Source organism: Methylibium rhizosphaerae, assembly GCF_006386545.1.
GTDB lineage: Bacteria > Pseudomonadota > Gammaproteobacteria > Burkholderiales > Burkholderiaceae_C > Pseudorivibacter > Pseudorivibacter rhizosphaerae.
In genome coordinates this window covers 29,046-41,345 of record NZ_SWAR01000045.1, presented here as the reverse complement: position 1 = coordinate 41,345, position 12,300 = coordinate 29,046, and the positions used below count along the sequence as shown (strand labels likewise).

Below are 12,300 nucleotides of genomic sequence, written 5' to 3'. Positions count from 1 at the left end.
CTTCTTCATCGCGTACTCGGCGCTGGCAAAGCTGCGTTGGCTCATGTTGGCGTGGCTGTGTCCGGGTTCCGCGCGGCATGCATGCATCGTGCCGGAGCGGTCAATTGATCAGCGTCTCCCTAAAGGTGATCCGGCAAGTCTGGAGATCGAGTCGAGGCAACCACCCACCAGGCGCCCCGAAAAACGTGTTGAAAAACTGCTTCCGTCAAGTCGCCAAGATTCCGAAGTAGCGGATGGGGTCTGGGAAATATTGTCTCCAGCACCAAGGCGCCAAGCGTCAATGACGCGCGCGGACGTCGCATCCAGATTCGGCACGGGCAACTGCATAAGGTTGGGGCCGTGTAGGGATGCCCAACTGGAGCGCAGCAGAAGCGGCAGCTGAATAGTTGATATGTCTGAGAAGCCGATCAACCACTTCGGAGTTGAACTCGCGATGCGCTCGAAATCTATGAGGCTCAAAATCTCTATCGCTCGTTCGCCGCCCCACGGTGGCATCACACCGGCCACCTTGGGATCTATCAATAAGCGTTCTAGCTCTTGCGCGCGATCAGCCGCACTTGCACTCGCGCCCTTATTCTGAGTCCGTACGCTCGTGCCCTCGATCACCCGCAGGCCCTTGGACTGCAGGAAGTCGATAGCGGCGTCCAGACGCACATGCATCTCGGCTCGCACGCCGGACGACGGCGCGACTACAGCGATCTGGTCGCCAGGGAGTAATGGCTTTGGAAACTTGATGGGCATTGAGGGGGGGACGACATGGATGATGGCGACGCGATGTTCGCACGCCTAAGACGGCCATCCCGGAGCGACCGCTAATCCGTCATTGCGAGCCCGCAGGCTCGCCAGCGGTGCGGCAACAGGTCCGCAACATCCCGTGCACGTTGTGTGGGGAATCGGCTCATCACATCGCGCAAATACCCGAACGGGTCATGAGCATTCAGCTTCGCCGTCTGGATGAGGCTCATGATGACCGCTGCGCGTTGTCCGGCGAGCAACGTCCCGGCAAAGAGCCAGTTCTTGCGGCCTGTGGCCCATGGACGGATTTGCTGCTCGTCATGGTTGTTGTCGATGGGCAGGGCGGGGTCGTTCAAGTAGCGCGTGAGAGCCACCCATCGATTTAGGCTGTAGTCCATGGCCTTGGCGGTCGCCGAACCATTGGGTACCTTCGGCCGGAACTCCAGCAACCACCTATGTAATGCCTGGCCCATGCCTTGATCAGCGTGCCGTCGACGCTGAAGTGCTCGCCCGACAGCAGCCCCTTGGCCTGCGCCATGTCCACCGTGGTGTTGAACAGCGCGATCACAACGTCGTGCTCGATCAGGCGGTCGCGGTTCTTGCTGAAGACGGAGTGGTTCCACACCGCGTCTTCGATGGCCAGGCCGACGAACCAGCGGAACAGCAGGTTGTAGTTGATCTGCTCGACCAGCTGTCGCTCGCTGCGCACGCTGTACAGCACCTGCAGCAGCATCGCCCGCACGAGCTTCTCGGGTGCGATGCTCGGGCGACCGCCCTTGATGTCGGTCTCGTACATGGCCGAGAAGCGTTCATCGAGCTTGGTCAGCGCTTCGTTGATCCACGCCCGGATCGGCCGCAACGGATGATCTTCAGCAATGAAGTCCTCGAGTCGCACGGTCGAAAACAGGCTCTCGTTGTAGCCATCGCGTCCGCGCATCGTTTCTCCTGTCTACGCCTCGGCCGCAAGTGTCGAGCAGGCGCGGAGGTTCTTCAACAGCCTGCTAAGCTGCCATTTTGGAGATGAACTTGAAGCCGTCGAGGCTCACTTTGACGGACGCCTCTACAACGCCCCACTGGGCGATCATTTCGTGCTCGTCAAGCAGTTCGTCGAACCATCCGCAGAAATAAGGCAGTGCGACTGATGAGAGTCGTTGACTGACCGCCGCGGGAGAGCGGCAGTCTTCGAGGCGCAGAGGTCGCCAGTCATCGAAATACAGGCCGCTCACAAACCAGCGGGAACCGATCAGCTTAGCCAACTCTTCAACAAACAGCAGGTAAGGCGTGCGGGCGATGACTTCGCTCTCGAGATACTCGGTGACAAACGCGTCCATCGAGATTACGACGCTGGTTCCGCCTTCGAATTTGTCATCCTCGTAAACTGAGACGTACACGTCGGAGGCTAGAAAGGGTGCATTGACCTGTAGACACCACATACCCGCCTTGCGACCGGAAAGCCTGCGATCGAGATCGTCAACCCCGGAGAGGTCGTTGGTTTCATTCTGGAAGGCATAGCAGCCATCAACCTGGTCGTAGTCAACTTCGGCGAAGTATGAACGCATCAGGCCTTGATACTTCTCCACGAGAAGTCGATTGATGGAAGCCGCAACGCCTCCAGCGGGCACATCGGTTGGTCCGAACAGGGCCACGATTTCAGGCCGCTTCATGACAGTTGTTCCATCGGAGTGTTGTGAGAGAAAAGCTGGAAAACTTCATGGCCTGAAGCCCTCCACGCCGATATCCCACTTGATCAACTTGTCGTTTTCGAACCGGTCCATTTGGGACTCCTCTGTTGCACAGGCAACTTTGTGATTCGGGAAGCAAGCACGCGCCGCAGGAATGATGTTGTCCTCAAGTTGTGCCTTCTTGAAGGACTTGCCGTTGCGCTTCACTTCGACCACATATTTGTCGGTGACGATGTCGATGTCGACCCGCAAATGGCACGCCATGCAGTGCACCTTGTATCCGATCTTGTGGAGTTTGTGTTTCCCGCTCGCGGCCACCTTGGCGATAAAGGCCTTCTCGAACTCAAGGCCGGCCACATCCCCTGCGCCTTTGTCGATTTTTGCTTGCACGGCGGCAATGCCCTTCGCCGCGATAGCCTGCTCATCATCGCCGGAGGCCCCTTGCGTCTGCCTGTATTCCGACTCGAGGATGCGCTCGTTGTCATCACACTTGGGATCCCAGCAGTCTGCGCAGACGTCCTTGTCACACACGAACTGATGCTGGCCATTGCTGGCGCAAGGCTGTGTGGTGTCGCGGCGCAGGCCATATGTCGGACTCGGCTTCGACGCGGCTGGCGAGCTGTTTGCGGCATGCGGCGTCACCGGGGTCTGAGGCGGTTGCGAAGCATGGTTGTGCGTGGTGAGGTCCAGGTGACGCACCACGTTCTCGCCTTCGATCTTGACGTCCATCGACCACGAGTTGAAATAGACCTTGCCCTTGAATCGAGCCGAGATGACTCCTTTCTTCGGAGCGCAACCACCTTCGTCACCCACGCTCGTCTTGAAGCACGACTTGTTCTTGAGCATGACTTCCCGCGCCGAAATCTTGACGGTGCGGGATCCATCGGTACAGTCCTTCGCCATGCCGGTATTGGGATATGGAATGGGCAAACCCGTCGGCGTAGCAGGGGTCATCGGAGGCGTAAAGCACACATCCGGGAACGCGCAGATCGATTTGCCTCCCATCGATTTGCTGGAGATCTCTCTGCTGTTTGCAAAGACCAGGTCTGCCATCTCAGCGCCTTTCAATCCAATGTGACACGATGGCCGCGCGCTGCCCGCCGTCATTTGCCATGTGCGCCAAGATGGCGGGACCTTCTGTGTACCCCTTGCGGCAAGCCGCATCGGCCATGGCAAGTACCGAGATCCCGGCCACCGCCCCCATCTCGCCCGTGGATTCCGCCGGATGCCAGATGCCGAACTCTTGCTTTCGACGGCGCAGCGTGCGGGACAGCGCGAGTGCGGCTTCCTTGAAGTAGTACTGCTCACCCGAGAGGTCAGTGATCCGCAGATCGATCTCGTGCATTTCGCGGCCTGCGTCGGCCAGCGCCAACTTGATGGCCTGCGTCAACCCTTCGGCGCGCAACGGTTCCTTTGAGTCGACATGAGCCCTCTCTACGCCAAATCCGATGCCGGAACACTCGAGATGGGAGCCTCCAGCCGGCTTGCCAACCAGCAGCGCGCCGGCCCCTTCACCCGGCACGAAGCCGTCGGAGTTTTGTCCCGTCAGCAAACGATCCTGCCGTTCGTAGTGACTGAGCGTGGGCCAACCGAGCAAGCTATCGGCTGCAACGATCAACACATGAGGGAAGCCATGCTGCAGCACGAGTTCTCGCGCCTTCGCCAGCGCCATTGCCGCCGCGACCCGGCCGTACGGCACGACAGCCGACTGTGCGGCAAAACGCACCTCCAGCGCTTGCTCGATTTCAGCGAAGAGCCGGTCAGCGAGTCCATCGATGCGGCCAGGCCGTTCACGTTCGGCAACACACAGCAGCATAGGGATGCCGGTCCATTCGCTCTTGGGAACTGCGATCAAGGCTTCCTCGGCTGCCATGGCGGCCATGCGTGCCAGCTTCGCGCGGCCATGCAACAGCTGCTCCAGTGGCGCCTGATGCGCCATGAGCGTTTCGCCCCCGGAATCGATGAAGCGGGTCTCGCTGGGGTTCGCCAGCTTGGCCCGCATCGCGGCGCACGAGGCCGGCGCACTCAGCCCCACCGAAGTAACGAGGCCCGTGTTCAAAATGGCCAGAGGAACGTTCACGATTTCGCCGCCTCCTGCGCTTCGCGCTGCATCGGCGCCGTCACCACTGGAATGGGAAACTTCACCTTCCCTCGCTGCTGCCACCACTCGCGCCCCTTCCTGCCGACCAGCACCTGCGCGATCTCCAACATGTTCTTCATCAACGGCCGAGTCACCCGCCAGCTCATGGTGAAGCGCTCGTGGTCGGGCTCGAAGACAATGGTGTCGAGCATGGCCGTCAGATTCTCGCGTTGGCCCCGCTTCGGAAATACATGCACCGGCGCATCGAAGTGCGGCAGCACGAAGTGGCGCAGCCCGTCGGTCGTCAGGTTGGTCAACGCCACTTCCATCGGCGCCGTGGCGATCGGCACCTGCTGATCGGCTGGCGCAGCCTGGAAGTAGCGCTCGTCGAAGTCCTGGGGCAGGAACGGGAACAGGTCGTCCAGCCAAGCCTGGTCGTAGGTGCCGGCGTACTCGCTCCGGCCCGCCCAGCCGCGGCCGACGGGACCGAAGGCCATGGGCTGGTAGCGGCCGGTCGGCCAGGTCACCGCCTCGCCGGCCTGCTCGGTGTTGGGCAGCGGCTTGCCGTCCACCCAGGCGTTCTTCAGGTGCTTGCGGAAGCCGCGGCCCACGGGGTTGGCCAGGTAGGCGTCGTGTTCCGAGGGGTCTTCGGATTCCTGATCCGCGCCACCGAATGCCACGTCGTAAGAGATCGGCATCTGCACGAAGGGCTTGGGCGGCGTGGCGCGGATGCCCGTCAGGCCGGCATGCCACACGCGATCGCCGACGACATTGAAGTGCTTCACCATCGGCCCCACACGCAGCCCGACCTCGACGCAAGTCACGGGCCTTGCGCCCAATGCATGGGCACTGCCCAGCAGCAACACGTCGCAGGCTCGCTTGCGCGGTGCGAAGTCCACCTCGTACACCGGCGCGCTGAAGCCGGGCTCGCCGGTGAAGGTGTCGGCCATGACCAGCGGCAGTTGCTCGTCGTGCAATCGCACTGCCTCGCCGGTCTTGGGCAGCACGAAGGTGCCCTTGATGACGACGACCAGCGACTCGCGGCCGCTGGGCTCCAGGCTCATGGTGTAACCCGCCACCATGCGGGTGGCATTGATCAACTCCATGGTGCGTTCAGTTGATCTGCACTGAACCGCCCTTGAGGCGGTTCACGCCGGTGGACCGGCTGAGCACGTAGGCTCCCGCGATCAGCACCTTGCCGGCCTTGGTGAGAGTGATGCTGGCCTTGCCGCAACGCAGCACCAGTTGCTGTTTGGCGTCGACGACAAGGCGCTGTCCGTCCGCATCGACATGAAGCTGCCCCGGACCCTGGTCGGAGATCGGATGATTGCTGCCACGCAGAACACCCAGGATGACAGGTCCTCGCGCCGCATCGCCCGACTCGAAGGCCAGCAAGACCTGCTGCCCGATGTGCTCTGCATGCAGGTCGACCACTGTTCGAGCCTGAAGGATGGCGCTGCCGGGGTGAGCCGGGTCGCACACCAATGGTGTGCGACCGTCGTCGGTGAACGCCACCAGGTCGCCGATTTGTACCCCCAGGCCTGGTGCCGACGGATCCAGTGCCCGAGCATCGAATTGGTCTCTGCCGCTCACTCCCGGTGAAGGGGCCTTCCATCTCATCCCTTCAGTGACGTGTTGTCGCACGGGTAAGGAGCGATGGATCGACCTCACGTGATTACGAAGACCGGCATGGTAGGTTGGCCACCATGCCGCAAATAAGTGAATAAAGTCACGATTATTCGAGTAGTCGCAGCCAACCGTCAACGGCTACCTGCAGCGGCCCGATTGCGTCGACGCATTGACTCGATCACCTCGGCCAAGATCCGCATTGAGTGAGAACGTTGCAGCGGTATGCCAGTGGGCGGCACTTGGTGGCCGAACAGACGAGATCAGCAGGCGGGGGTGTTTTCGTTGCGGAGCTTGCGAAGCGTTCCCCCGCTGGCTGCAACAGTCCACTCCCGTGCGGCCGACGGACTTTGACGGTCCAGCACGACAAGAACACGGTACAAGATTACGAAAGAACACGTTGGGCAACGAGGTCGAGTTCCTCAACCGCCTGCTCGCTGATTCCGTGCCTCAATGCCTCTACCGCTGCGTCAACAGTCTGGTACTTCGGGTCGTTGGGATGGACTCCGGGCCACAGGACGAGTGAGTGCACCCTGGTGTGCACTTTTCTTGCGGCCTCCAGCACTTGATCCCGTAACATGGGGTTGATGTTCTTGCCCGACAAGACCAGCAGCACATACTCACAAATTGGCGACAATTGCAGAGCAGGACGATCACGTTGCACTGCACTGTTTTCGGTACGAACGCTGGCTGTACACCTCGATTCTGAGCATTGGGTGAGCAGTTCCGCCGCCTTGGTAGCGAGGGAGGGCAGGCCATTGAGGTCGCGCAGCCATCCCAAGTCCATCTTGAGGTCCACCAGCAAGACAATCTTGCTATCTCGTATCACCACGACGTCCGGCTTGCACAACGCACGCCCGGGAAACGACAGCCCTTGATCAACGCAGATGCGGTCGATGGCCGGATAGCGGGCGAGCAACCAGTGGGCAAAGCGTTCCTCTACGAGGGAGGACACAACTCGCGCAGTGCCACGGCTGAGCCTCGGGTGGTGCACTGCTGGGCACCTCGCGGCGTGGTAGTCCTCCACGATGCCTGTTGCGAACTCTTCCATCATTTGCCTTTGGTTGATGTATCGCGAAGCTGCCACCCTGCAGCAACAGTACGTCGTATCGTCAGCTCGAGTCCGGCCTTGAGAATGAAGGCGCGGTTCGTTCCGATCGTCGACGCCTGGCGCACGGGCTGCCACCTCCCACCGGGCGGCGCAGCGTCGCGGCCGATATGCCAGCTTGCCTGGCGCAGCGGTTGCAGCGCAGCCGACCGAACGTTCACGAGCAGCGGCGGCCCCGCGGCCGACGTGCCGACCAGCGCAAGGGACACGAAGGGCCTGCCCGCTACGGAAGGCCACCGGCCGATACGACAAGCCCTATCCACACAAGCTGTGGACAAACCTGTGAAGCGCCCGTGCATGTCGTTCGGGAGGCCCCGCCGGCCATGGCATCCCGTTCGGTCGCCCCAATTTGTGGCAGCCCGATGCATGGGCGGCCTGTCACTCAGTGATAGTCGTCCTCCAGTTGGTGCCGCACCGCCACGACCACGACGTTGGAAGCGTCCTCGATCTCGAACAGCGCAACATAGCCCGTGCGCCCGAAGGAGATGACCACTTCCCGCAGGAACGGGCTCGGGCCTGCCTTTCGATAGGTGACCTGCGCGTTGCACGACACCTTCGACGCCGCCACCGCATCACTGGTGCACTTCTTCAGAAGCTGGCCCTTGCCGCATCGGCGAGGTTGTTGATTGCTGAGCAGCGGCGGGACCGGCCATCAGCAGACACAAGGCGGTGGCGAGTGGGTTCCACGCGGGTTCGGTGGCTCACGGGCTTCGTCGGCGCAACGGTTGGACGCGATAATCCAGGCATGGCGATGCATTTCGACTTGGTGGACCTGCGCCTGTTCGTCAACATCGCCGACAGCAACAGCATGACCCGCGGCGCCGAGCGCAGCCACCTGTCGCTGCCCGCGGCCAGCGTGCGCATCAAGAACCTCGAAGAGGGCATCGGCGCCAGGCTGCTGTACCGCGGCAGCCAGGGCGTCACGCTGACGCCGCCAGGCCAGGCGCTGGCACACCACGCGCGCCAGGTGCTGCACCAGCTCGAACACCTGCGCGGCGACCTGCAGGAGTACGCGCAAGGGGTGAAGGGCCACCTGCGCATCTTCGCCAGCACCACCGCGATCACCGAGTTCCTGCCCGACGTGCTGCGCACCTACCTGGCCAGGCGTCCGGACGTCAACATCGACCTGCGCGAGCGCGTGTCCGACGAGATCGTGCGCGCCGTCGTCGACGGCCAGACCGACCTGGGCATCGTCGCCGGCACGGTACGCACCGAGGGGCTCGAGGTCATGCCCTACCGCACCGACCGCCTGGTGGTGGCGGTGCCCGCCGCCCACCCGCTGGCCACGCTCGAGCACGTGCCGTTCGAGGACACGCTGGCCTTCGATCACGTCGGCCTGCAGGAGGCGAGCGCCATCCACGCCTTCATGCATGCGCAGGCCGAGCGCCTCAACCGGCGCGTGAAGCTGCGCATCCAAGTCGGCAACTTCGAGGCGCTGTGCCGCATGGTCGAGGCCGGCGTCGGTGTCGGCATGCTGCCGGCATCGGCCGCCGGCCGTCACCGGCGCACGATGGACATCCGCGTGGTCACGCTCGGCGACGAGTGGGCGCTGCGCCGCCTGACGGTCTGCATGCGCAGCTACGACAGTCTGCCGGTGTTCGCGCGCGAGCTGGTGGATCTGCTGGCCGAGGACGCGGCCGCTTCGTGAGCGTGGGCGCGGGCCAGCAGCTGCTGCGCCCGCAGCAGGACCGGCCGGTCGACCATCTGACCATCGACGCGTACCGCGCCGGCCCCGGCCGCCGCGACAGCCTCCACCACCCGGCGCGCCCACGCCAGCTGCGGCGGCGCGGGGACGAGCGCCGCATGCAGCGGCGCGATCTGGCGCGGGTGGATGCAGAGCTTGCCGCCGAAGCCGAAGCGCTGCCCGCGCCTCGCGTCCTCGATCAACCGCGGCTCGTCGTCGATTGCCGTGGTGACGCCGTCGACCGGCGCCGGCCGCGCCGCCAGCCGTGACGCCAGCACGAGCTCGAAGCGCACCGCGTCGAGCTCGCGTTCGTCGGCATCGCATTGCAGCCCGAGATCGGCCATCAGGTCGATGTGGCCGAGCACGAGCCGGCCCACCGCCGGACAGGCGGCGATGGCGCGCGCGTTCGCGACGCCGACAGCGCTCTCGACCAGGGCCAGCACGCCGCGTTCGCCGGCACGCGCCTGAAGGGCGGCATCCTGCAGGTCGTCGGCATGTTCGGCCTTCGGCACCATGACGGCCACGGGGCGCAATCGCGCGCACAGCGCGAGGTCGTCTTCGTGCCACGGCGTGCCGCGTGCGTTCACGCGCACCAGCACACGCGATGGGTCGAGCGTCGGCCAGGCGCCGCCCAGCGCCTGCGCGGCCCGCGCCTTCGCGTCGGGCGGCACCGAATCCTCGAGATCGACGACCACGGCGTCGGCACCGCTGGCCAGCGCCTTGCCGAAGCGTTCGGGCCGGTGGCCGGGAACGAACAGCAGCGAGCGTGCGCCCAGGGCGGCGTTCATGACGCCAGCAGCATCGGCACGCGCGGTGCGCCAGCGATCGACCACACGGCATCGAGCGCGCGGTTCGCCGCTTCCGCGCTGGCACCGCCGCCGAACGCCGCCAGGCGCAGCGCCTTGGCGCGCAGCTCGTCGCGGCTCAGCGTGTTGCCCGGGTCGCCCTTCGGCTCGTCGACACGCGCATGCAGCGTGCGGCCATCGCGCGTGAGCACGCTGACCTTGCCGATCCAGCGCGCCGGGTAGGCGGCATCGACCTCGTCGTCGAGCGACATCGCGACCTTGTTGCGCCAGGCAAGCACGTCGCGGTCGCGCCAGTGCGCCTCGAACTCGCCGATGCCGGCGGCGCCTCGCAGCGCGATCAGGGCGAGCACGGTGCCCATCGAGAACTTGGCCTGGTGCACGGTCTGCGGATCGACCACCGGCCCCAGCACGTCGATGGCGCCCTGGTGCACGTGCGCGGTGACGCGCTCGACATCGCCCGCGGCCAGCGCGTGATCGGCCAGCACGCGCTGCAGCGCGTCGGCCGCCGGATGGGTGTGGCGGCACGAGGCGTGGAACTTGAAGGACGTCTCGGCCAGCGCCCAGCGCGTGCCGAGGCGGTCGACGAGCTTGGCCGCGTCGGCGTCGCTCGACATGCCGGCTGCCAGCCCCTGCGGCCCTTCGAGGATGCGGCGCGCGCCGGTGAAGCCGTCTTGCGCGAGGTAGGCGGCCGCGAGCCCCGCCGTGGCGGCATGCGCCGTGTGCAGCTGCTTGGAGTCGGCGGCATCGCGCAGGAACTCCCACAGCCCCGCCGCCTGCGTGCCGGCCGAGCCGAAGGCGTGCTGCATGCGATCGGCGTCGAGCCGCAGCAGGTGGCCGACCGCTGCCGCGGCCGCCAGCGTGCCCGCGGTGCCGGTGGTGTGAAAGACCTTGTAGTGCGATCGGCCGAGGAACTCGCCGACGCGGATGCCGACCTCGTAGCCCGCGACCACGGCGGCGAGCAGCTCGCTGCCCGAGCGTCCGAGCGCCTGGGCCACGGCCAGCGCGGGCGGGAACACGACAGCCGCCGGGTGGAACACCGAGCCGTTGTGCACGTCGTCCTGCTCGGCGAAGTGCGACGCGGCAGCGTTGACCATGGCGGCGAACAGCGGGCTCGTGCGCCGGCGGGAGATCAGCACCTCGGCGCCGCCGTCGGGTGGCCCCATCGTGCGCGCGAAGGCTTCGATCGTCTCGACCGGGCGCGCCCCCTTGCCGGCCAGTGCCGAGCCGAGCCAGTCGGCGAAGAGGTCTTCGGCGCGCGCGATGACCTCGGCCGGGATGTTCTCGAAGCGCACGTTGGCCGCGAAGACGGCAAGGGTTCGGGTCTCGTTCATGTCGCTCATATCGCCCCCTGGGCGCTGCGCGCCGTCCCCCCGAGGGGGAATTCGCCCTTCGGGCGGCCGTGCGGGCTCATATCGCCCCCGCGACGCGCAGCGCCGCAATGTCGTCCGTGCGGTAACCCAGCTCGCCGAGGATCGCTTCGGTGTGCTGGCCCAGTGCCGGCACCTCGCCCATCGGCGCGTCGTCGCGACCCGGCGGCACCAGCGCCGGCACGCGTCCGGCGGGTGTGTCGATCTCGCGCCAGCAGCCGCGCGCGGCGAGCTGCGGATGCGCCCACACCTCCGCCAGGTCGTTGACGCGTGCGTTGGCGATCTGCGCTGCGTCCAGCCGCGCGATCACCTGCTCGGCGCTCAGCGTGGCGAACGCTTCGGCGACGATGGCGTGCAGCGCCTCGCGCCGGGCGACGCGCCGGCTGTTGGAGGCGAAGCGCTCGTCGCGCGCGAGCTCGGGCCGGCGCAGCACCTGTTCGCAGAACGCCGCCCATTCGCGCTCGTTCTGCACGCCGAGCATCACGGTCTTGCCGTCGCCGGCCCGGAACGGGCCGTAGGGCTGGATCGTGGCATGGCTCGCGCCGGCGCGCGGCGGCGGGCTCGCGCCTTCGAAGGCGTAGTACAGCGGGAAGCCCATCCACTCGACCATGCTCTCCAGCATCGATACCTCGATGCGCCGGCCGCGCCCGGTGCGACCGCGCTCGATCAGCGCGGCGAGGATGTTCACGTGCGCCTGCATGCCGGCGGCGATGTCGGCGATCGAGCAGCCGGCCTTCGCCGGCTCGCCCGCCGATCCGGTGACGGCGAGAAACCCCGACTCGCCCTGGATCAGGAGATCGTAGGCCTTCTTGTCGCGATACGGGCCGTCGCTGCCGTAGCCCGAGATGTCGCACACCACGAGGCGCGGGTGGTCGGGCGCGAGCTGCTCGTACGACAGGCCCAGCCGGGCCGCCGCGCCGGGCGCGAGGTTCTGCACCAGCACGTCGGCGCGCGCCACCAGCCGGGCGAGCACGGCTGCGGCCGCCGGCTGCTTGACGTCGAGCGTGAGGCTTTCCTTGCCGCGGTTGGTCCACACGAAGTGCGACGACAGGCCGCGCACGCGCTCGTCGTAGCCGCGCGCGAAGTCGCCGACACCGGGCCGCTCGACCTTGATCACGCGCGCGCCCAGGTCGGCGAGCTGGCGCGTGGCCAGCGGCGCTGCGATCGCGTGCTCGAGCGTGAGGACGGTGATGCCTTCGAGGGGAAGCATGA

Annotated in this window: 13 protein-coding genes and 2 pseudogenes; 1 reads left to right on the top strand and 14 read right to left on the bottom strand. The window is 65.5% G+C overall.

The genetic code is table 11. From position 1 onward, the window contains the following. Nucleotides 1-108: 108 nt before the first annotated feature. The 11 genes and pseudogenes from E8D38_RS23720 to E8D38_RS29130 form a co-directional block, all read right to left on the bottom strand. A complete protein-coding gene (locus tag E8D38_RS23720; RefSeq protein WP_140636312.1) occupies nucleotides 109-741 on the bottom strand; it encodes an LD-carboxypeptidase in 633 nt (210 codons plus the stop codon). Between the two features lie 71 nt (nucleotides 742-812). Beyond that, nucleotides 813-1,196 (bottom strand): annotated as a pseudogene (locus tag E8D38_RS23715) (IS66 family transposase); the annotation flags it as partial. After that, nucleotides 1,196-1,672 (bottom strand): annotated as a pseudogene (locus E8D38_RS23710) (IS5 family transposase); the annotation flags it as partial. The pseudogenes E8D38_RS23710 and E8D38_RS23715, both read right to left, overlap by 1 nt. Before the next feature lie 64 nt (nucleotides 1,673-1,736). Next, on the bottom strand, nucleotides 1,737-2,399 hold the full coding sequence (locus E8D38_RS23705) for a hypothetical protein (RefSeq protein WP_140636308.1): 663 nt from the start codon (nucleotides 2,397-2,399) through the stop codon (nucleotides 1,737-1,739). A gap of 45 nt (nucleotides 2,400-2,444) precedes the next feature. After that, nucleotides 2,445-3,470, bottom strand: a complete 1,026-nt coding sequence (locus E8D38_RS29395; RefSeq protein WP_140636306.1) for a DUF4150 domain-containing protein — start codon at nucleotides 3,468-3,470, stop codon at nucleotides 2,445-2,447. Nucleotide 3,471: 1 nt separating this feature from the next. Then, nucleotides 3,472-4,497 (bottom strand): hypothetical protein, encoded by a 1,026-nt coding sequence (locus E8D38_RS23695; protein ID WP_246099630.1) that lies wholly within the window; start codon nucleotides 4,495-4,497, stop codon nucleotides 3,472-3,474. After that, nucleotides 4,494-5,603 (bottom strand): DUF2169 family type VI secretion system accessory protein, encoded by a 1,110-nt coding sequence (locus E8D38_RS23690; protein ID WP_140636304.1) that lies wholly within the window; start codon nucleotides 5,601-5,603, stop codon nucleotides 4,494-4,496. The genes E8D38_RS23695 and E8D38_RS23690 overlap by 4 nt, the downstream gene beginning before the upstream one ends. Before the next feature lie 7 nt (nucleotides 5,604-5,610). Beyond that, nucleotides 5,611-6,012, bottom strand: a complete 402-nt coding sequence (locus tag E8D38_RS23685; RefSeq protein WP_246099629.1) for a DUF6484 domain-containing protein — start codon at nucleotides 6,010-6,012, stop codon at nucleotides 5,611-5,613. Between the two features lie 496 nt (nucleotides 6,013-6,508). Beyond that, nucleotides 6,509-7,177, bottom strand: a complete 669-nt coding sequence (locus E8D38_RS23680) for a hypothetical protein (protein ID WP_140636302.1) — start codon at nucleotides 7,175-7,177, stop codon at nucleotides 6,509-6,511. Next, nucleotides 7,174-7,440 (bottom strand): hypothetical protein, encoded by a 267-nt coding sequence (locus E8D38_RS23675; RefSeq protein WP_140636300.1) that lies wholly within the window; start codon nucleotides 7,438-7,440, stop codon nucleotides 7,174-7,176. The genes E8D38_RS23680 and E8D38_RS23675 overlap by 4 nt, the downstream gene beginning before the upstream one ends. Nucleotides 7,441-7,613: 173 nt before the next feature. Then, nucleotides 7,614-7,799, bottom strand: coding sequence for a type II toxin-antitoxin system RelE/ParE family toxin (locus E8D38_RS29130; protein ID WP_425462815.1), 186 nt, complete (start codon nucleotides 7,797-7,799; stop codon nucleotides 7,614-7,616). A gap of 177 nt (nucleotides 7,800-7,976) precedes the next feature. Between E8D38_RS29130 and E8D38_RS23665 the strand changes: the two genes are divergently transcribed. Beyond that, nucleotides 7,977-8,879, top strand: coding sequence for a LysR family transcriptional regulator (locus E8D38_RS23665; RefSeq protein ID WP_140636296.1), 903 nt, complete (start codon nucleotides 7,977-7,979; stop codon nucleotides 8,877-8,879). Here E8D38_RS23665 and E8D38_RS23660 read toward each other — a convergent pair. The 3 genes from E8D38_RS23660 to E8D38_RS23650 all read right to left on the bottom strand — a co-directional run bounded on the left by E8D38_RS23660 (nucleotide 8,810) and on the right by E8D38_RS23650 (nucleotide 12,298). After that, complete coding sequence (locus tag E8D38_RS23660) at nucleotides 8,810-9,703, bottom strand: HpcH/HpaI aldolase/citrate lyase family protein (RefSeq protein WP_140636294.1); 894 nt, start codon at nucleotides 9,701-9,703, stop codon at nucleotides 8,810-8,812. The two genes, E8D38_RS23665 and E8D38_RS23660, sit on opposite strands and share 70 nt — an antisense overlap. Next, nucleotides 9,700-11,061 carry an MmgE/PrpD family protein gene (locus E8D38_RS23655; RefSeq protein WP_140636291.1) on the bottom strand — a complete coding sequence of 454 codons (1,362 nt, stop codon included), beginning with the start codon at nucleotides 11,059-11,061 and terminating at the stop codon, nucleotides 9,700-9,702. The genes E8D38_RS23660 and E8D38_RS23655 overlap by 4 nt, the downstream gene beginning before the upstream one ends. A gap of 67 nt (nucleotides 11,062-11,128) precedes the next feature. Beyond that, nucleotides 11,129-12,298: a CaiB/BaiF CoA transferase family protein gene (locus E8D38_RS23650; protein ID WP_140636289.1), complete on the bottom strand. Its 1,170-nt coding sequence runs from the start codon at nucleotides 12,296-12,298 to the stop codon at nucleotides 11,129-11,131. Between the last annotated feature and the right edge of the window lie 2 nt (nucleotides 12,299-12,300).

Excerpts from the sequence above, each read along its gene's own strand:
- E8D38_RS23720 (WP_140636312.1), bottom strand. The coding sequence starts at position 741 with ATGCCCATCAAGTTTCCAAAGCCATTACTCCCTGGCGACCAGATCGCT.
- E8D38_RS23705 (WP_140636308.1), bottom strand. The coding sequence starts at position 2,399 with ATGAAGCGGCCTGAAATCGTGGCCCTGTTCGGACCAACCGATGTGCCC.
- E8D38_RS29395 (WP_140636306.1), bottom strand. The coding sequence starts at position 3,470 with ATGGCAGACCTGGTCTTTGCAAACAGCAGAGAGATCTCCAGCAAATCG.
- E8D38_RS23690 (WP_140636304.1), bottom strand. The coding sequence starts at position 5,603 with ATGGAGTTGATCAATGCCACCCGCATGGTGGCGGGTTACACCATGAGC.
- E8D38_RS23680 (WP_140636302.1), bottom strand. The coding sequence starts at position 7,177 with ATGATGGAAGAGTTCGCAACAGGCATCGTGGAGGACTACCACGCCGCG.
- E8D38_RS23665 (WP_140636296.1), top strand. The coding sequence starts at position 7,977 with ATGGCGATGCATTTCGACTTGGTGGACCTGCGCCTGTTCGTCAACATC.
- E8D38_RS23660 (WP_140636294.1), bottom strand. The coding sequence starts at position 9,703 with ATGAACGCCGCCCTGGGCGCACGCTCGCTGCTGTTCGTTCCCGGCCAC.
- E8D38_RS23655 (WP_140636291.1), bottom strand. The coding sequence starts at position 11,061 with ATGAGCGACATGAACGAGACCCGAACCCTTGCCGTCTTCGCGGCCAAC.
- E8D38_RS23650 (WP_140636289.1), bottom strand. The coding sequence starts at position 12,298 with ATGCTTCCCCTCGAAGGCATCACCGTCCTCACGCTCGAGCACGCGATC.